This is a genomic window from Pseudarthrobacter sp. As-47 (genome assembly GCF_058215595.1).
Map to the genome: position 1 here is coordinate 2,654,927 of NZ_CM177088.1, position 19,327 is coordinate 2,674,253.

At 66.9% G+C, this 19,327-nt stretch carries 15 protein-coding genes and 2 tRNA genes; 3 read left to right on the forward strand and 14 right to left on the reverse strand.

Annotated elements, in window-relative coordinates:
* Positions 1-5: 5 nt before the first annotated feature.
* Positions 6-1,460, reverse strand: coding sequence for a 3-isopropylmalate dehydratase large subunit (gene leuC / locus AC4BCK_RS12300; protein ID WP_174178149.1), 1,455 nt, complete (start codon positions 1,458-1,460; stop codon positions 6-8).
* Between the two features lie 113 nt (positions 1,461-1,573).
* Between leuC and AC4BCK_RS12305 the strand changes: the two genes are divergently transcribed.
* Positions 1,574-2,293 (forward strand): IclR family transcriptional regulator, encoded by a 720-nt coding sequence (locus AC4BCK_RS12305; protein ID WP_066276894.1) that lies wholly within the window; start codon positions 1,574-1,576, stop codon positions 2,291-2,293.
* Between the two features lie 47 nt (positions 2,294-2,340).
* Positions 2,341-2,886: a DUF1697 domain-containing protein gene (locus AC4BCK_RS12310; RefSeq protein ID WP_174178147.1), complete on the forward strand. Its 546-nt coding sequence runs from the start codon at positions 2,341-2,343 to the stop codon at positions 2,884-2,886.
* Here AC4BCK_RS12310 and AC4BCK_RS12315 read toward each other — a convergent pair.
* The 8 genes from AC4BCK_RS12315 to AC4BCK_RS12350 form a co-directional block, all read right to left on the reverse strand.
* Positions 2,864-4,480: a GTPase gene (locus tag AC4BCK_RS12315; protein WP_363937669.1), complete on the reverse strand. Its 1,617-nt coding sequence runs from the start codon at positions 4,478-4,480 to the stop codon at positions 2,864-2,866. The genes AC4BCK_RS12310 and AC4BCK_RS12315 overlap by 23 nt on opposite strands.
* Positions 4,477-6,270: a dynamin family protein gene (locus tag AC4BCK_RS12320; protein WP_400512917.1), complete on the reverse strand. Its 1,794-nt coding sequence runs from the start codon at positions 6,268-6,270 to the stop codon at positions 4,477-4,479. Before AC4BCK_RS12320 ends, AC4BCK_RS12315 begins: the two co-directional genes overlap by 4 nt.
* Before the next feature lie 113 nt (positions 6,271-6,383).
* Positions 6,384-6,459: transfer RNA gene (locus AC4BCK_RS12325), tRNA-Glu, on the reverse strand.
* Positions 6,460-6,597: 138 nt separating this feature from the next.
* Positions 6,598-6,669, reverse strand: a tRNA-Gln gene (locus tag AC4BCK_RS12330).
* 157 nt (positions 6,670-6,826) lie between these two features.
* Complete coding sequence (locus tag AC4BCK_RS12335; protein WP_174178239.1) at positions 6,827-7,564, reverse strand: HAD family hydrolase; 738 nt, start codon at positions 7,562-7,564, stop codon at positions 6,827-6,829.
* Positions 7,565-7,577: 13 nt separating this feature from the next.
* The gene (gene gltX, locus AC4BCK_RS12340) at positions 7,578-9,092 is read right to left on the reverse strand and encodes a glutamate--tRNA ligase (RefSeq protein WP_174178142.1); all 1,515 of its coding nucleotides are present in this window, start codon (positions 9,090-9,092) and stop codon (positions 7,578-7,580) included.
* 50 nt (positions 9,093-9,142) lie between these two features.
* Complete coding sequence (locus tag AC4BCK_RS12345; RefSeq protein ID WP_174178139.1) at positions 9,143-9,919, reverse strand: fumarylacetoacetate hydrolase family protein; 777 nt, start codon at positions 9,917-9,919, stop codon at positions 9,143-9,145.
* Between the two features lie 10 nt (positions 9,920-9,929).
* Entirely contained in the window at positions 9,930-10,760 is an 831-nt protein-coding gene (locus AC4BCK_RS12350) for an MBL fold metallo-hydrolase (protein WP_364319783.1), read from the reverse strand.
* 124 nt (positions 10,761-10,884) lie between these two features.
* On the opposite strand from AC4BCK_RS12350, the gene AC4BCK_RS12355 reads away from it, so the two are divergent.
* A complete protein-coding gene (locus AC4BCK_RS12355) occupies positions 10,885-11,478 on the forward strand; it encodes a hypothetical protein (protein ID WP_174178135.1) in 594 nt (197 codons plus the stop codon).
* 85 nt (positions 11,479-11,563) lie between these two features.
* On the opposite strand, the gene AC4BCK_RS12360 is transcribed toward AC4BCK_RS12355, so the two are convergent.
* The 5 genes from AC4BCK_RS12360 to AC4BCK_RS12380 all read right to left on the reverse strand — a co-directional run bounded on the left by AC4BCK_RS12360 (position 11,564) and on the right by AC4BCK_RS12380 (position 19,148).
* Positions 11,564-12,676, reverse strand: a complete 1,113-nt coding sequence (locus AC4BCK_RS12360) for a branched-chain amino acid aminotransferase (RefSeq protein ID WP_490565989.1) — start codon at positions 12,674-12,676, stop codon at positions 11,564-11,566.
* A 103-nt stretch (positions 12,677-12,779) separates the two neighbouring features.
* A complete protein-coding gene (locus AC4BCK_RS12365) occupies positions 12,780-13,832 on the reverse strand; it encodes a 3-isopropylmalate dehydrogenase (RefSeq protein ID WP_490565990.1) in 1,053 nt (350 codons plus the stop codon).
* Positions 13,833-14,006: 174 nt separating this feature from the next.
* Positions 14,007-15,566, reverse strand: coding sequence for a methionine--tRNA ligase (metG, locus tag AC4BCK_RS12370; protein WP_174178129.1), 1,560 nt, complete (start codon positions 15,564-15,566; stop codon positions 14,007-14,009).
* Between the two features lie 34 nt (positions 15,567-15,600).
* Positions 15,601-16,356 carry an ABC transporter ATP-binding protein gene (locus AC4BCK_RS12375; RefSeq protein ID WP_104184854.1) on the reverse strand — a complete coding sequence of 252 codons (756 nt, stop codon included), beginning with the start codon at positions 16,354-16,356 and terminating at the stop codon, positions 15,601-15,603.
* Entirely contained in the window at positions 16,353-19,148 is a 2,796-nt protein-coding gene (locus AC4BCK_RS12380) for an FtsX-like permease family protein (protein WP_490565991.1), read from the reverse strand. The genes AC4BCK_RS12375 and AC4BCK_RS12380 overlap by 4 nt, the downstream gene beginning before the upstream one ends.
* Positions 19,149-19,327: the final 179 nt, after the last annotated feature.

Below are 19,327 nucleotides of genomic sequence, written 5' to 3' on the forward strand. Positions count from 1 at the left end.
GTGTCCTAGGCTGCGTCGGTGCGGATGGCGGCGGATTCGGGGGCCGGATCAAGGTCCGACGGCGAACTCAGGGTGCCCCGGATGGCGGTGGCAGCGGCGACCACCGGGGAGACCAGGTGGGTGCGGCCGCCCTTGCCCTGGCGTCCTTCGAAGTTGCGGTTCGAGGTGGAAGCGCAGCGCTCCCCCACCTCCAGCTGGTCCGGGTTCATGCCCAGGCACATGGAGCAGCCGGCGAAGCGCCACTCGGCGCCAAAGTCCTTGAACACCCGGTCGAGGCCCTCGGCCTCGGCTTCCAGCCGCACGCGTGCGGAGCCCGGAACAACCAGCATCCGGACGTTGGGGTCCTTTTGGCGTCCGCGGATGATGTCCGCGGCAGCGCGCAGGTCCTCCATGCGGGAGTTGGTGCAGGAGCCCAGGAACACCGTGTCCACGCGGATTTCCTTCATCGGGGTGCCTGCCTCCAGCCCCATGTACTGCAGCGCACGCTCGGCGGCTGCCTTGGCGTTCTCGTCGCCGAAGTCCTCGGGCGACGGCACGGACTCGGACAGCGAAACTCCCTGGCCGGGGTTGGTGCCCCAGGTGACGAAGGGCTCCAGGGTGTCGGCGTCCAGGTCAACCTGGGCGTCGAAGACGGCGTCCTCGTCAGTGCGCAGCGTGTTCCAGTACTCGACGGCGGCGTCCCAGTCGGCGCCCTGGGGAGCGTGCGGGCGGCCCTCCATGTAGGCGTAGGTGGTTTCGTCCGGCGCCACCATGCCGGCGCGGGCACCGGCTTCGATGGACATGTTGCAGATGGTCATGCGCGCGTCCATGGACAGCGAGCGGATGGCGGACCCGCGGTATTCCAGGACGTAGCCCTGCCCGCCGCCGGTGCCGATCTTGGCAATGACGGCCAGGATGATGTCCTTGGCGGTGACGCCGGGACGCAGTGTCCCCTCGACGTTGATGGCCATGGTCTTGAAGGGCTTCAGGGAGAGCGTCTGGGTGGCCATGACGTGCTCCACCTCAGAGGTGCCGATGCCCATGGCCAGGGCGCCGAAGGCACCGTGCGTTGACGTGTGGGAGTCGCCGCAGACCACTGTCATACCCGGTTGGGTGAGGCCCAGCTGCGGGCCGACCACGTGGACGATGCCCTGCTCGGCGTCCCCGAGGCTGTGCAGCCGCACGCCGAACTCCGCGCAGTTGTTGCGCAGGGTCTGGATCTGGGTGCGGCTGGTGAGGTCCGCGATAGGCTTGTCGATGTCCAGCGTGGGGGTGTTGTGGTCCTCCGTGGCGATGGTGAGGTCCGGGCGGCGCAGCTTCCGGCCGGCCAGCCGCAGGCCTTCGAAGGCCTGCGGGGACGTCACTTCGTGGACCAGGTGAAGGTCGATGAAGAGAAGGTCGGGCTGGGCGTTGGCACCGTCACCATCACCTTTGCGCACCACATGTGCGTCCCAGACTTTCTCGGCCAATGTCTTTGCCATGGCCATCTCCCTTCACTGCTGTTTGGCTGATGAGATCAACTGAATCAGGACGGCTCGGCACTGCGCCAGCCAAAAGATTTGCATCTCAGATATTGAGACGGCAATATCATTACATGGACAATTCTAGTGGAGTCGGTGTCATTGATAAAGCGGCCCAGGTGCTTGATGCGCTCGAAGCCGGCCCCACCACGCTGGCACAGCTTGTGGCAGCCACGGGCCTGGCCCGGCCCACTGTCCACCGCCTGGCCCTCGCCCTGGTCCACCACCGCCTCGTGAGCCGCGATATCCAGGGCCGTTTTGTCCTGGGAAGCCGCCTGGTTGAGCTGGCATCGGCTGCAGGCGAGGACCGTCTGATAGCTTCCGCGGGGCCCGTCCTGATGCAGCTGCGCGACGCCACCGGCGAAAGCGCCCAGATTTTCCGCCGCCAGGGTGACTGGCGCGTGTGCGTGGCCTCGGCCGAACGGCCTATCGGCCTGCGCGACACCATCCCTGTGGGTACCCAGCTGTCCATGAAGGCAGGGTCTGCGGCGCAGGTACTGCTCGCGTGGGAAGACCACGACCGTCTTCTCGAAGGCTTGCAGTCAGCACGTTTCACGCCGACGGTCCTGGCCGGAGTACGACGCAGGGGCTGGGGCCAGAGCCTCGGGGAACGGGAGCCGGGAGTCGCCTCCGTCTCCGCACCGGTGCGGGGACCGTCCGGCCGGGTCATCGCCGCGGTTTCCATTTCCGGGCCCATTGAGCGCCTCACCCGCCAGCCCGGCCGGCTGCACGCGGAAGTGGTGTGCAACGCCGGACGGCTCCTCACCGAAGCCCTCCGGAAGAACAACGACTGACGCCCGGCAAAGGCCGCAACCGGCCCGCCCGGCGCTAGGATTTCGCCATGGGCAGCTATGCGGTTTTCCTCCGTGGCATCAACGTGGGCGGCATCAACATCAAGATGGCCGCCTTGCGGGACGCCCTCCAGGCTGCCGGCTTCCAGGACGCCGGGACACTGCTTGCGAGCGGAAACGTCGTCCTCACCAGCACCCTCGGAGCCGCCGCTGTCAAGCGCACCTGTGAGAAGTGCCTCAGGGATGCCTTTGGCTATGACGCCTGGGTGGTGGTCCTCGAAGCCGGCCGGGTCGCAGAACTCGTGGCGGCGTGCCCCTACCCTGCCGACGACAAGGCCACCCATACCTACATCACGCTCTCCTCGGACCAGGAAGTGCTCGATGAACTCGACGCGGCCGGGGCTGCACTGGAAGGACACCAGCAGAAGAGGCTGGGGCCGGAGGCGCTGGCCTGGCTGGCACCGGCAGGCGGAACCCTGGACAGCCCCTTCAGCAAGATCTCCGCAAAAGCCAGGTTCAAGGCCGCAACCACGACGCGCAACCTGCGGACGCTGGTCAAAGTCCGGGATGCTGCTAGCCGGTTGCAGCCGTCCTGAGTGCAGCATCGAATGCGGCGTGCCTGCTGACCTCCAGTTCCACCGGTTCCACCACGAGTTCCTGCGCAACGGCAGCCACTGCGGCTTTGAGCCTCTTCCGTGCCCTCGCTGCCCGTAGGTTGGCCGCAGCAGCGGCTATGAAGCGGCCGGTGATGGCCAGGAAAATACCCAGCACCACACCCCCGGCAATCATCAGGGTGGGGATTGGCCACCCCTCCACCCGGGGCACCTCAGGCACGGGCATCTGGAAATAGCCCAGGGCCGCCAGGACGCCGAGCCAGCCCAGCCCGCCCAGGACGGTGAGCAGCGCCAGCCACTGCACCACGTTGAAAACTCCCCACCACCAGGACTTCCGGTTGGCGGCGAGGTCCGTTCCGGCGATGGCCTGGTCAAGGGCATCGGGCAGCCGCTCCCGTCCCTCCCTGGCGGCTCCCCGGATGGCCGCCCGCCAGGGCCCGGGAGCGCCGGTGCTCGCGGCATCGGCGAATTCACGCACGGCGGCGTCCGTGCGTGCCCGCTCCGGCGCTCCTGCCGGTGGCAGTGATGTCCGGTTGAGCTCCGATGGCGCCGCGCTGCGCAGGTTGAGCCGCCGCAGCGGATCAGCACGGAACCGGGAGAGCCATCGGGTCACGGGCCAGCCCGTGCGCCTGACGGACTCCAGCCGGTAGGACTGGCCCACCGCGCGGACCACCACGGGAACGTTGGCTGCCACAGCCAGTTCGTCGGCAAGGCGGGTAATGGCCGCAGGCCGTACACCGGCTGCGGTTCCCTCGCCGGACACCGCGCCCAGCTCCGCTGATGCCCTGGTGACATCGGCAGCAAGCCGCTGCGACTGGGCCTTGCGTTTGACGGCAACCCCACGGATGGCAGCCCGGACCTGGTCAATGCCGGCTCCCGTCAACGCCGAAGCCGCAAGCACCTGGACCTTGGCAAGTCCGTCGCGGGCAAGGATGGAGCGCAGGGATTCCAGGACGGGCTGCACATCACGTTCCGGCAGCCGGTCCACCTGGTTCAGGACCACCAGGGTCACCGCGCCATGCGAGGCCAGGCGGGACAGGAAGTCGTTGTGCACGGCCGCGTCGGCGTACTTTTGCGGATCAAGGACCCACACCAGGACGTCCACCATTCCCACCATCCGCTGGACCACCTCACGGTTGGATGCCTTGGTGGAGTCGAAGTCCGGCAGGTCCAGCAGGACCAGGCCGGTGTCCTCGTCTGCGAATCCCTCGACGGCGGCGGCGTGGTGGCGGTTGCGGACCTCCAGCCAGTCCAGCAGCGGCTCGCTGCCGTCCGCACCCCAGACCCCTGCCAAAGGTTCCGACGTCGTTGGACGCCGTGCTGCCGCCGTCGCGATTTCCGCGCCGCTGACCGCGTTGAAAAGCGAGGATTTTCCGCTGCCCGTGGCACCAAAGAATCCCACCACCGTGTGGTCCGCGGACAGCGACCGCCGCGAACTTGCGCGCTCCAGGACACTGAAGACCTCTTGCAGGGACTCGTCCGGAAGGACGCCTTCGCCAAGCTCGCGGGCGTCGTTGAGGGCGGAAAGCCGGCGGTCCAGCCGGGTCGCCTCCCGGGTATCGCTGTGGCGGCTCATGCGTTGTCCGCCAGGCGCACCAGCGCGGCGGCGTGCGCAGCCAGGGTGTCGGGGATGCTGCCGTCGTAGTCCGGCAGGCGGGAGAGGAACTTGCGCCTCTCTTCCTGCAGCAGCACCTGGCATCGGGTGTGCAGGTCCTCGCGCGCTTTTTCGGCCATGCGCCTGACGGCGTCCTCGCCGAAGACGGCCTCGAGCAGCCGCTGGCCCACGACGGCGGTTCCTCCGGCGACGCCCACCTCGAGTCCCGTAAGCCCGGCCGTCATGGAAAAGACGACGATCATCAGCGCGGCGCCGAGTCCGTTGATGCCGAAGGAGAGCCAGCGGGCCTGCGTCCGCTTTCCCTGGCCCTCGGTGCGGATCATGTCCATCAGGGCTTCCTGCCAGGCCCGGATCTCAGCGGCGGCGCGGTCTTCAAAGCCCGGAGTTGTGCCGGAGAGGTCATCCGTACCCAGCAGCTGGCGCCCGGCGGGATCGTTCCGCCAGCGCTGGTCTGTGTCCTCGGCGGCATTGGCGGCCTCGTCAACAATGACAGCCTGCAGGCCGGTCTCGATGGCAGCTTCCACCCTGACGGCGGGTGCGGGTTCACCACGGAAGAAGGCACCCACCCGGTCGCGGAACCGTCCCACGTTCTGCTCGAGCGTCCGGAAGAATTCCCCCGTACCCACAAAGTCCTGCCAGCGGGCCAGCACCTCTCCCCTCAGGAGGGCGCCGTCCCTCGTGGCATCGAGGATGCGGTCCGCAGCGTCCCCGTAGGCACCGACGGCGGCATCCTCGAGGTTGGCGGCGGCGTGCTGCTGCTCCCGGGCGGCCAGCGCGACGGCGGAGACGCGCCCTGCCATCGCCCGGACGGTTCCATTCAGGGTGCGGCGGGCGATATCGGACCGGCCGGCGGCGTCGGCCGCCAGGTCAGCCAGCCAGGCCCGCAGCGGCTGGACGGCCCCGGCGGGCAGCATGCCCATGGCATCCAGGGTGGTCTCCGGAATGATGAACAGCTGCGCCGCGCCGAGCCCTTCCCGGTCGAGGAGGCTGCGCAGGTCCTCGCTGACTTCTTCTTCCGCCCCCGCGGGAACCCTGTCCAGGACCACGCCCACCATGATGTCCCGCGACGCGGCGTTGAGGAGCAGCTTCCAGGGAACGGCGTCGGCGTAACGGTTGGCAGTGGTAACGAAGACCCACAGGTCGGCGGCGGCCAGGAGCTGGGCGGCCAGCTTGCGGTTGTCGTCCGAGATGGAATCAACATCCGGGGCATCCAGGACGGCAACTCCGGCGGGCACTCCCGGGTCTGCCACTAGGACGAGGGAAGACATGGCGGCTGCATCCGGAACCGCTCCTGCCCGGTTAGCGGGCACGGGGCTGTTGGTGACGGACCCACGGATCCTGGCGAGGCTCGGCAGCACGCGCTGCCCCTCGAACCAGTCCGCCTCCGAAGGGTGGTGCAGGAGGATCGGCTGGCGGGTGGTGGGACGGATGGCGCCTGCGCGGGTGACCGGGTGCCCCACGATCCCGTTCACCAGGGTTGACTTGCCCGCTCCCGTGGAACCCCCGACGACGGCCAGGAGCGGAGCGTCAAGGCTTCGGTACCGCGGAAGGATGTAGTCATCGAGCTGGGCCACGGCACTCGCGGCCTCACGCCGGGCCTGCTCCGAATCAGGCAGGGCCAGCGGCAGCTCGGCAGCGGCCAGATCCTCGCGCACCTCTTCCAGCAACGCGACGGCCGCCAAGGCTGCGGCGCTGCCCGCGGGCGTGCGCTGCGCGTGGTTCGGGTGGTCCTGCTCGTTCGGGGAGGTCACAGCAACATCATGCCAGTTCGGGCTCTCCACGGCCGCAGTAACGGCGCGCGTTGCCGGTGGGCTCCAGCACACAACAAAAAATGGCCCCGGACGTGTGCCCGGGACCATTTCGTTGGTGACCCCAGCGGGATTCGAACCCGCGTTACCGCCGTGAGAGGGCGGCGTACTAGGCCGCTATACGATGGGGCCGTGTACTTTACCGTACTTTTACCAGCGTTTCCGCTGGTCAAGCTCAGTGATTGTTTCATACACTTCGCTTCAGTTTCAAATCGGCGAACCGGCTGAAACCTTCCGTTTTGAGCGCTGAAATCAGCTTTCAAACCAGAGCTGGGATACCAGGACTCGAACCTAGAATGACGGTACCAGAAACCGTAGTGTTGCCAATTACACCATATCCCAATGATACTTTCGGGCCGGTTTTCAGGGCGTTTACCCTGCTCCGTGCGCCTCAGCACGAGAAATTACTTTACCCGAGACTTCGTGCTCGCACAAATCGGGCTCCGGCGTGCCGGTCGGGGCGCGGGCCGGGCGTGCGCCCGGCCCGCGCCGAGCGCCCTCAGGCGACGAGTTCGCCCAGCGACGACACCATGTTGCCCCGGAATTCCTTAACCTGCTCCCCCGCCCTGTTGAGCCAGACGCCCAGGAGGCCGGCCGCCGTCGAGCCTTCCGCGTCCAGCAGGCGGTTGTCCCCGACGTAGAGCGTTTCAGCAGGTCCGGTGCCCAGGAGCCGGACACCTTCCAGGTAGATGGACGGATCTGGCTTTGCCACGCCCAGCGTGTCCGTCCCCACCAGGCGCCTGACGCGTCCAAGGCCCGCGCCGTCCAGCTTGGCGCGCTGATAGTCGTGGACGTTGTTGCTGACGGCGCCGTAGGGAACGCCGGCCTGGTCCAGCAGGTCCAGCAGCGGCATGACGTCCGGGAAGGGCTTCACGTAGGCGGGCTGCTTTTCCACGTATGCCGTGAGCCACTGGTGGGATTGCTCACCTTCTTCCAGCTCAACCCCGAAGTGGCCCAGGGCAGCGCGGCCGCGCAGCAGCCGCTGCTCGTTGAACGTCAGTTCCCCGGCCAGGTAGCGGTCGTAATAGTGGGTGGTTTCGTGCGTGAAGATGCGCCCGAACCGCTCCCATCCGGCCTGGTCCATGCCGGGCAGGAGGTGTTCGCTGACCTCCCGAAGGGCTGTGGTCATCGAAAACTCGAGGTCCACCAGGGTGTCGTCTATGTCGAACAGGACCCCGCGGACTGACCCGAAGGGCGTGTCCAGGACACCGGCGCCGGCCCTTCGGGAAGCTGTCATCGCCGTGCGGTCATCAGCCACGGAAGGCCCGGAGCCTGCGAAGGGAGGATTCCCTGCCCAGGATCACCATGGACTCGAACAGCGGCGGGGAGATGCGCCGTCCGGAAACAGCGGTACGCACGGGTCCGAACGCGAGCCGGGGCTTCAGGCCCAGGTCTTCCACGAGCGCCTGCTTGAGCGCTGCCTGGATCTCTTCGGCGGTCCACTCCTGGACACTGTCGAGGGCCCCAATAGCGGCATCCAGTACCTCGTCGAGGTTCTGCGGAAGGCCCTTCCGGGCGTCGTCGGCAACGTCAATGGCGTCGTCGTCCTTGAACAGGAATCCGAGCATGTCCGGGGCCTCGCCCAGAAGCGTGATGCGCTCCTGGATCAGCGGCGCGGCTTCGGTCAGGATGTCCTCCTGCCGCGCCGTGAGCTCCTCCCCCACATAGCCGGCAGTGCGCAGGTAGGGCACCAGCCGCTCCCGGAAGTCCCCGGGGGCGAGCATCCGGATGTGGGTCCCGTTGATGGCTTCGGCCTTCTTGATGTCAAAGCGCGCCGGGTTGGCCAGGACGTCGTGGACGTCGAAGTTTTCGATGAGCTGGTCCACGGTGAAGATGTCCTCATCGGCGGAGAGGCTCCAGCCCAGCAGGGACAGGTAGTTCAGGAGGCCCTCGGGAATGAAGCCGCGGTCACGCAACAGGAACAGGTTCGACTGGGGATCACGCTTGGAGAGCTTCTTGTTGCCTTCACCCATGACGTAGGGCAGGTGGCCGAACTCCGGCATGTAGCTGGCAACACCGAGCTCCATGAGTGCACGGATGAGGACAACCTGGCGCGGCGTGGAGGACAGCAGGTCCTCGCCGCGCAGCACGTGGGTGATACCCATCAGTGCGTCGTCAACCGGGTTCACCAGTGTGTAGAGAGGGGAACCGTCAGCGCGGACAATGACGTAGTCCGGGATGCTGCCGGCCTTGAACGTGATCTCGCCGCGGACCAGGTCGGTGAAGGTGACGTCCTCGTCGGGCATCCGGACCCGCAGCACGGGCTGGCGGCCCTCGGCTTTGAAGGCGGCCACCTGTTCGTCGGTGAGCTCACGGTCAAAGTTGTCGTAACCCAGCTTGGGGTCGCGGCCGGCGGCGCGGTGGCGTGCCTCGACTTCCTCGGGGGACGAGTAGCACTCGTAGGCGTAGCCGCCCTCGATCAGCTTGGCCACGACGTCCTTGTACAGGTCCAGCCGCTGCGACTGGCGGTAGGGCTCGTGGGGGCCGCCCACTTCGACGCCCTCTTCCCACGTGATGCCAAGCCACTTCAGCGCCTCGAGCAGCTGCAGGTAGCTTTCCTCCGAGTCGCGCGCCGCGTCCGTGTCCTCAATGCGGAACACGAAAGTGCCCTTGGTGTGCTTGGCGTGGGCCCAGTTGAAGAGGGCCGTCCGGATCAGCCCGACGTGCGGAGTGCCGGTGGGCGACGGGCAGAACCGGACCCGCACGGGCGTGTCGGCGGAAACGGGGGGCAGGGAGGCAGCATTCGACGCGGAAGCAGTAGTCATAGTGGCTCCAACTTTACCGTCTGCCGCCAGGGGTCCGGGCGGCCCCGGCGTCAGCGGCGGACTATGGGGTTGGACAGGCGGCCGATGCCCTCGATCTCCACCTCAAAGCGGTCGCCGGCGCTGACCAGGCCCACTCCGGCGGGCGTTCCGGTCATGATGACGTCGCCGGGCAGCAGGGTGAAGGCCTGGGACACGATGGACACCAGTTCGCGGACGCCCCGGATCATCTGGCTGGTGCTGCCGTCCTGCCGCAGTTCCCCGTTGAGCCGGCCCTGGATCTGCAGGTCCTCGGTGTCCAGGTCCGTCTCGATCCAGGGGCCGAGCGGCGCCGAGGTGTCAAAGCCCTTGGCCCGGGTCCACTGCAGGTCGGTCTTCTGGACGTCCCGGGCGGTGAGGTCGTTGCCGCAGGTGTAGCCGAAGATGACATCGTCCACGCGGTCCTCGGGCACGTCCTTGCAGATCCGCCCGATCACTACGCACAGTTCCGCCTCAAAGGAGACTTCCTCGGAGAAGTCCGGCAGCACCACGGGATCGTTGGGGCCCACGACGGCGGTATTCGGCTTCAGGAACAGGAGCGGCTGGGCGGGGACTTCATTGCCGAGTTCATGGGCGTGCTCCACGAAGTTGCGGCCCACGCCGATGACCTTGCTGCGGGGGATGATCGGCGCGAGCAGCCGGACGTCCTCCAGCTTGTGGCGGACGGAGGTTCGCTCCACGCCGTTGAAGAAGGGGTCTCCATGGATGACAGTGATTTCCTCACTGCCGGCGTCACCTTCGACGACGCCGTAAAGGGGATCAGAATCAACAACAAACCTGGCAATACGCATGGCTCCTACCCTACCGTCTTGCCGGGCGTGGCTCCCCGGGCCGCTGCTGGCCTGCGTCTCCGCGAAGGTAGTGGAGCTGGGCCGAGACGGACGCTTCGGCAGCGCGCCGCACGGAAGGGTCGACGTCGGCATAGACGACGTCCGCGACGTCACGGGCGGTGGCTTCCGGCCCGAGGCTGGCCAGTGCATTTCGTACCTGTTCGAGCCGGTCCAGGCGGTGGCTGCGATAGGCACGGGCAACGTCGGCCAGGGACGGAAGGGTAGGTCCGTGGGCGGGGAGGACCGCTGCGGGACCAAGTGCCTCAAGCTTGTCCAGCGAGGCAAGGTAGTCGCCCAACGTCCCGTCGGGGTAGTCAAGCATGGTGGTGCCGCGGCCGAGGATGGTGTCGCCGGAAAGAACCGAACCCTGCGGGCCGTCACCGGGCAGGTGGAAGCAGACCGAATCTGACGTGTGGCCGGGAGTAGCCAGCACCCTCACTTCGAGCCCTGCCGCATGGATCACCTGCCCGTCCGTCAACGGAGCGCCTCCGCCGTAACAGTGGGCCGTGTCTGCCGCCCGCACAGGGGCACCGGTCAGCTGGTGCAGCCATGCAGCACCGGCGGTGTGGTCCGCATGGCGGTGGGTCACGAGGACCAGTTCCACGGGCCCGGCCGCGGCGAGTGCCCGCAGGTGGGCCTCGTCCAGTGGTCCTGGATCCACCACCACGGCGCCCGGGCTGCCGGGCGCCCTCAGGACGTACGAGTTGGTTCCGTCCAGGCTCATGGGCCCGGGATTGGGCGCCAGGACGTACTGTGTCAGGGCGGAGCTGCGCTGGAGGACGGGACCGGAAGCTGAAGTCACCCTCCCATCCTTTCACTGCCAGGTGCACCACTGCCGTTCCCGCCGCCGGAATAGAACAGGCAGGTTTCCGGGTTGAGCACCAATGAAGACCACACGACCTCCCAGGAAGCCGGAACCGGACACCATGAGCACAACCTCACTAACTGACCTCCTCGCCGATGCTGACGCTGCCGGCCACGACCATGCCGCAACCGGGAAGAACAGTGGACTCCAGCACATCCACAATCACGCGACGGGCAGCATCGTGTGGTTTCCCACGTGGAAGAAGTTCCGCGAGACCGACGATTGGAGTGAGGCGGTGGAGGGGGTGGCCGAGGATTTCCGGTCGGGGGCAGCACCCGTGGACGAATGGGCGGCGAAGTTCCTGGCTGAAGACCTGGATGTGCTCCTGACGCGTGCTGCCGCTTCAAGCGACGCAAACGTCTTTGTGCAGGAAAACCTCGTGCACCACCTGACCCGGACCTGGGCCGTCGGCGATGCCGTGGCGAAGGCAAAGGGGCAGGATCTTCCCACGGGCGGCACCACGCCCTCCGTCTTTGCCGGCTATCCCTATGACGTGTACGCCCAGGACGGCGGCGCCTTCGCAACGGCGCTTTGGAACGATGTCATTGACGCCCGTCGCAACCGGGCCATCGCAGAAGAAGCGGCCCGGAAGGCGCTGAAGCCTGTCTCGCGGAAGGCGCTGAAGAACGCTGCCCGTAAGGCAGCACGGCGCTGACCAGCCCGACGGCTGGCGGGTGAACGAACGGCGCCTGCCGGGACCAAGCCCGGCAGGCGCCGTCGTACGTTAATAAACCGGCAGGCTAGGCCAGGCGGGTCAGCCAGCCGTGCGTGTCCGGCACCGTGCCCGTCTGGATGCCGAGCAGCTGCTCGCGGATGGCCATGGTGGTCTCCCCCGCCTTGGCGTCCTCGGAGCCGATGAACTCGGTGGCGTCCTTAAGGACTCCAATCGGCGTGATCACGGCTGCGGTGCCGCAGGCGAACACCTCGGCAATGTCACCGGAGGCAACGCCGTCGCGCCATTCATCGAGGGTGATCTTGCGCTCGGTGACCTCGCGGCCCATGTCCTTGGCCACCTGGATGACGGACATCCGGGTGATCCCTTCGAGGATGGTGCCGGTCAGCGCCGGGGTGACCAGTGAGCCGTCCTTCATCACGAAGAAAACGTTCATGCCGCCCAGTTCCTCGACTGCGTTGTCGTTGAACTGGTCGAGGAAGAGGACCTGCTTGCAGCCGTTGGTTTCAGCCTCCTGCTGGGCGATCAGCGACGCCGCGTAGTTGCCGCCGCACTTCGCATCGCCGGTTCCGCCGCGGCCGGCGCGGGCGTACTCCCGCGAGATCCAGATGGACACGGGCTTCAGTTCGCCGCCGAAGTAGTTGCCGGCCGGTGAGGCGATGACGCGGAAGGAGACTTCCCGTGCGGCGCGGACGCCCAGGAATGCCTCGGTGGCGATCATGAACGGCCGCAGGTAGAGCGCCTCACCTTCGCCGGCGGGGACCCATTCCTTGTCAATGGCAACCAGTTCACGGATTGCCCCGAGGAAGTACTCGGCCGGCAGTTCGGGAAGGGCGAGCCTGCGGGCGGACTTGTTCAGGCGTGCCGCATTGGCTTCGGGACGGAAGGTCCAGATGGAGCCGTCGGCGTGGCGGTACGCCTTGAGCCCTTCGAAAATCTCCTGGCCGTAGTGGAAAACAGCTGCCGACGGGTCCAGGACGATTGGCCCGTACGCCCCTATCCGGGCATTGTGCCAGCCGCCCTTGCCGTTCTCGTCCACGCTGTAGTCCACGATGGCGGTGTGGTCGGTGAAGTGGTTGCCGAATCCCGGGTTGGCCAGGATGGCTGCACGCTCTTCAGCAGACTTCGGGTTGGCCGAGGGCTGCTGGGTGAATTCGACGCCATGGGCAGTCTGGGTCATGGTTCCTCCACGATCGGCCGCCCCGGGTTCAGCGCTGAACGGCAGGGCGGCATTTGGTGATTCGAGACAAGCTTACGCCCGATGCCTGCGGCTCCGGCGCGGGTTAGAGTCCGGCCGCGATGGCATCGCCCACGGCACTCGTGCTGCGGGCATCGCCGTCGCGCTTTTCGACGTCGGCAGCCACCGCGGCTTCGATCTTGCGGGCCGCGGCGGTGTAGCCGAGGTGGTCCAGCAGGAGCGCGGCGGACAGGATCGCGGCGGTCGGGTCGGCCTTGCCCTGGCCGGCGATGTCCGGGGCGGAGCCGTGGACCGGCTCGAACATGGACGGCGCCGTGCGGTCCATGTTGATGTTGCCGGACGCGGCCAGCCCAATACCGCCCGTCACGGCTGCGGCAAGGTCCGTGAGGATGTCGCCGAAGAGGTTGTCCGTGACAATCACATCGAAGCGCGACGGATCCGTGACCATGAAGATGGTGGCGGCGTCCACGTGCAGGTAATCGTGGGTGACGTCCGGGAACTCGGTGGCGACGGCCTCGACCGTGCGCTTCCACAAGCGCCCTGCGAACACCAGGACGTTGTGCTTGTGGACCAGGGTGACGTGCTTGCGCTCCCGGGCGCTTGCGCGGCGGAATGCGTCGCGCACAACGCGCTCCACGCCGTGCGCGGTGTTCAGGGAGACTTCGGTGGCCACCTCGTGGGGGGTCCCCGCACGCAGGGTGCCGCCGTTGCCAACGTAAGGGCCTTCGGTGCCCTCGCGGACCACGATGAAGTCGATGTCGCCCGGGTTGGCCAGGGGGCTGCCCACGGTGCCGTACAGCTTGGAGGGGCGCAGGTTGACGTAGTGGTCCAGGCTGAAGCGGAGCTTGAGCAGCATCTCGCGTTCGATGATCCCCGACGGGATCCGCGTGTCACCGGGGGCCGCGCCCACTGCGCCGAACAGGATGGCATCCCGCGTCCGGAGGTCCCCGAGGACTTCGTCCGGCAGGGTCTCCCCCGTGGCCAGCCAATGCTCAGCGCCGAGCTTGTAGTGCGTCTGCTTGAGCTCGACACCCTCCGCCGCCACGGCCTTCTCGAGGACCTTGACTGCCTCGGCAATCACTTCGGGGCCGATGCCGTCGCCAGGGATAACTGCAAGATCGATGGAGGATGCGCTCATGGATTCAGGTTAGCCAAGTTATCCATATGCTGGTCAAGCTGTCTCATAATCCGAACACCCCAAGGGATGCTCCCTCACTTCCTGCCGGAAAACAACCAACGCTCTCCCACCGCCTGTCCAGGGGTGAGAGAGCGTTGGGCCCAAACGTGCAGGAAGTGAGAGAGCGTGGCCGCGTCAGGCCCCGGCCGGCTCCTCGTATTTGGGGAACACGGGCGACGGCGCAGGCAGCTCGGTCCCGGCCACAATCCGGGTGGGGATCGCTGCGAACTGCCGGGCTTCCCCCTCGGGCTGGCCTAGGGTTGCCAGGAGCGCACCGGTGGCCCGGGGCATGACCGGCTGTGCGAGGATGGCCACGATCCGCAGCACCTCAAGGGTCACGTACAGCACCGTGTTCATGCGTTCGACGTCGGTCTTCCGCAGCACCCACGGCGCCTGCTCCGCGAAGTAGGCATTCGTATCTCCCAGGACACCCCAGATCGCCTCGAGCGCGCGGCTGAACTCCTGTTTCTCAAAGGCTGCCCGGGCTGCGGCAAGGAGGGCGTCGGCCTGGGCCAGGATGGCAGTGTCCGCGGCAGTGAACTCCCCCGGGACGGGAACGCGCCCGCTGCAGTTCTTGGCCACCATGGACAGCGACCGCTGGGCCAGGTTTCCGAAGTTGTTGGCCAGGTCCGAATTCATCCGCCCCACGATGGCGTCGTGGTTGTAGCTGCCGTCCGCGCCGAAGGGCACTTCCCGCAGGAAGAAGAAGCGCACCTGGTCCAGTCCGTACTGTGCCACGAAGTCCGCCGGGGCAACCACGTTGCCCAGCGACTTGGACATCTTCACGCCGTTGTTGTGCAGGAAGCCGTGGATCATCACCCGCTTGGGCAGCTCCAGGCCCGCGCTCATGAGGAAGGCGGGCCAGTAAATGGCGTGGAAGCGGGAGATGTCCTTGCCGATGATGTGGACGTCAGCAGGCCAGTACTTCCGGAAGTTCTCCGAGTCCACGTCCGGGTACCCCACGCCGGTGAGGTAGTTGGTCAGGGCATCCACCCACACGTACATCACGTGCTTGTCGTTGCCCGGGACCGGGACGCCCCAGTCGAAGGTGGTGCGGCTGATGGACAGGTCCTCCAGGCCTCGCTTGACGAAACTGATGACTTCGTTGAAACGGTACTGCGGGGCGCCGAATTCCGGGTGGGCCTCATACAGGGCAAGGAGCTTGTCCTGGTAGGCCGACAGCCGGAAGAAGTAGCTCTCCTCGGCCGTCCAGGTCACCTCGGTGTCCGTCTCCTTGGAGTAGCGCACGCCGTCGTCCTTGACCACGGTGTCGTCCTCACCGTAATAGGCCTCGTCCCGGACGGAGTACCAGCCCTCGTACTTGGACAGGTAGATGTCGCCGTTGGCTTCCATCTTCTTCCAGATGGCCTGCGAGGCGGCGTAGTGGTCCTCGTCTGTGGTGCGGATGAAACGGTCGTAGGTGATCCCCAGAGCGGCGTGCGCCGCCTGGTAGATCTCCGCGTTCCGGTCCACCAGCTCCTTGGGAGTGATGCCTTCCTTTTCGGCCGCCTGGGCGATCTTCATCCCGTGCTCGTCCGTCCCGGTCAGGAACATCACGTCAAAGCCGTCCAGCCGCTTGAAGCGCGCCATCGCATCGGTGGCAATGTACTCGTAGGCGTGGCCGATGTGGGGCACGCCGTTGGGGTAGGTGATGGCCGTGGTGATGTAGAACGGCGTTTTCTCTGAAGCAGTCACGTGGAGGACGTTACCTTCGGTGGGGAGGGACGGGCTAGATGAGTTCGGTCAGGGTATCGCTGAGCCGGACAAGTTCGTGGTCGTGCGAGGCCACCAGCACGGCGATGCCGTCGGACGTGGTGTCCTTCAGGATGCTGATGATGCGGTTGGCGGAGGCCCGGTCCAGGCTCGCGGTGGGCTCATCCACCACCAGGACGCGGGTGCCCAGGATCAGGGCACGGGCAATGGCCACGCGCTGGCGTTCGCCGCCGGACAGCTGGGCGGGACGGTGCCGCATGCGCCGGCCCAGGCCAACAAGGTCCAGCAGGTCCTTGGCCATGTCCCGCCGCTGGTCCACTTCGCCGTCGGGAACGGCCGGGAGGAGCACGTTCTCGAGGGCGCTCATTCCGTCGATCAGGGCGCCGCCCTGGTCAACGTAGCCGATCAGCGCACGACGGCGGTCCGCGATTTCGTCGTCGCCCATGCTTTCGAGCGAATCGCCTTCCCAGAAGACGCGGCCCGACGTCGGCAGGGTCAGTCCGGCGCCGACGGTCAGGATGCTGGTCTTGCCGGAACCGCTTCGGCCGGCGACACAGTGCATCTCACCGGCGTGCAGGGTCAGGTCGAAGCCTTCGACCACGCTGACGGCTTCGGCGCCGCCCTTGCCCCCGCCGTAGCGGATGGTGATGTCGCTCAGTTCCAGCGGCGTGGCGTGGTCGGCGGCCTTGACGATGGTGTTGGCCCGGGTCTGCAGGGGGACCTCACCGGAGCCGGACCGGCGGCTCCGCTGGACGTTGGTCGGGTTTGTCATTGGACCACTTTCGTTGCAATCGGTATCCAGCAAAGTACAGCCACGAGGCCGGCCACGCCCGCCCACAGCGCGGCGTAGGGTGCCAGCAGCAGGCCGATGCCCAGGGCGCCGAGGACGCCCAGGGGCAGGGCCACGGTTCCCACCAGCGCGTTCTCGAACAGGCGGACCTGGCGGAGCATGTCCGGGTTCCAGCCCATGGCCTCGAGGATGCCAAGGTACTGGCGCTTGGCATTGAGTTCAAACCGCCCGGTGACCAGGGTCAGCACAAGCCCTACGGCAACTCCGGCGAGGGCCAGGAGGATGCTCGGCAAGGCAACGCTGGCCGCGGCCAAGCCGCTGAGCGCACTGGCGCCGGCGGCGCGCGGGATGTCGATGAGCAGGGCGGCCAGGCCGCCTGCTGCAGCCCCGAACACGCCCACGGCTACGGCCAGGGACAGGGTGTTGAATTTGTTGGTGCTCAGCTGGCGGTTGGCGAAGGTCAGTGGTGAGTCCACCGGAATCAGCCGTTCGTCATGCTGCGGTTCCTGGTCGATCTCGTCGCGGTGGCGCAGCTGCTGTGCGGCAAAGAAGGCCGCCGCCGCGTACAGCACCAGGACTGACGCGGAGACCAGGGCAGTGGAAAGGCTCCAGCTGGCCAGGCTCAGCACGATCCCGGCCACGGCGAGCAGGACCGCTCCGACGCCGAATTCCTCCAGGACCCAGCGGCGGATCCGGCCCTGGGTCCAGCCCATGGCACGCAGGGTTCCGGCTTCGCTCCTCCGCTTGCGGATGTAGCTCACCGTGGATGCGCCCGTCAGGAGGGCTGCGCCGCAGAGCGTCAGGAAGAGCAGGGTGATGTTGGTGCCGGACAGCGACCCGGTAACAGCCTCCGCGGCGTTCTGCCGGACCCAGGACTGCTGGACGGTCCCCAAGGCGGATTCCTTGCCGGCGTCGTCCTTGCTGTAGCCCGGGACGAAGATGCTGGCATCCTCCCGCGCGGACCCGGCCACAATGGTAGCCTCCAGGCCCATCTCGCGGATTTCGCCGGCCAGCCGTTCGACGTCGGGCTGCGCTTCCTTCCAGCTTCCGGGCGCTTTTGCACGGACACGGACGGCGTCAATGACGCTGGCGTTTTCGGTGTAGCCGCGGGCAGCAGCAAGGCCGTAGTAATCCGTGATGGCGCCTGCGGACTGGCTGGCGAGCCCGGTGGCGCTCAGGGAAGGCTCAAGTTCCGTGGCGGGGACTTCGTTGCCCGCAGCGTCCTTGACCAGCGTGAACGGGGTGGGGTCGTAGCCGCCCAGCGGCAGCTTGTTGACGTCGCCGGCGGCAGCGGCGACGGACGCGGGATCGAACGTGCCGTAGACCATGGCCAGCGGGGCGGCTGCCTGCTCCCCCGTTGCCAGGTTTTCCCGGTAGGAACGCTCATCCACGGGTTCGCGCTGGGTCTGGTCAACGGGCGTGCCGTTGGCGCTCTTCTCGGGAAGCCGGTTGACGGTGACCCATTCACCGGGCACTGCCGTCTTTTCCTCGGCACCGTTGGCGGCTGCTTCGCCGTCGGTGTACTTGGGCGCCGCAGCGAAGTCGGTGCTCCAGGTGGCGGGAGTGTAAAGGCCCTGGTTGAAGTTGCCGCTGCTGCCGAGCAGTGAGGAGTGGTCCGTGGAACCCGGCCAGGAGAGGACGAAGGGGTCCTTTGAAACGAACGGCAGGTAGTCCTTGTCCAGGGAACGCGAGACGGTGCCGACGTCCTTGACGACCTTGCCGGCGTCGTCAATTTCTTCGATCTTGACGTTGTACTTCAGGTCCAGGGACGTCCCGGAACGGACGATCAGGGGAATGGCCTGGGAATCGTCAGTCAGCTGCCCGTTCCGCTTGGCCTGCTGGTACTGGGTCATCAGCGGCGCCCAGTACTTGAGCTTGACGCCGAGGAAATCCGGCCCTTCCTCCAGCTCGTCCAGGCTGATGCCGTTGGTGAACAGTCCCTCGAGGTAGCGTCCCACCGCGCCGGCGTCGCGGGCATCGGCCGGCGGCGCCTTCTCCAGCGGGGACAGGAAGTCACCGGCGGAACCCAGGAGGGCCCGTTCGGCAGCCGGGTCGACGGCGACCACGGATTCCGTTATCTCGGGGGCCATGGGCAGTGACACGGAAAGGTTGAAAAGGTTGTGCTCGGAGCCGCCGGCCGGTGCGGGAAACTTGATCCCGGTTTCGTCTGCGGGAGCTGCGATGCGGATGCTGCTGCCGCCGGCAGTTTGCTCCTCCACGAGCCTGGCCTTGCCAAGGGTGCCTTCGGCGGTGGACTTGAAGAGGGTCTGCTCGGAGACGCCGTCGGAGCTGACTGCACTGGCCGTCAGGCGGTACTTCCGGGTTTCATCGCCCAGGACCGATTCGGCGGCCGGCCACTGGTCCGGGGCGGTTGCTCCGGCGGCCTGGTCCGCGGTTGCGGTGCCGGCCAGCCCGGCGTTGCAGCCGAGGTAGTCCATGGCATCGAGGCGCGGGGATTCAAGGTTCTGGGTCACGCGGGAGACAAGGCTGATCGGGGCTGCCACGGAGGTGCCGGAGAGCTTCCTGATGGCCTCCAGCTGCTCGAAGCTGATGCCGCCGGAGCCGTTGGCGATCTCGGGCTGCATGAGCGAGCCGGAGGGGGCCTTCGCCTGGACCAGGACGTCGTAGAGGCCGCGTGAATTTTCATCAACGGTCCTGTTCAGTGCGGCCTGGGACTGGCTTTGGACAAGGACCGACAAGCACATGGCTGCGATCAAGATGGCCGCGGTCAACAGCAGCACTTTGCTTCTGATGAACCTCTGGACGGCGTTCATGGAACTCCCTGAAACCTGGATTGCGTGCGCGCACCCGGACGGCGCCCATGCGGACATGGACGATCACGGACGGATGTGCAAAAGGTATTGGCCGGCCTGCCGGCCCGGTCCTGAATCAGGACCTAGCCATTGTAAGCAGACCGGCCAATCATACGTGGCCGTGCCGGGACTCGCCGAGG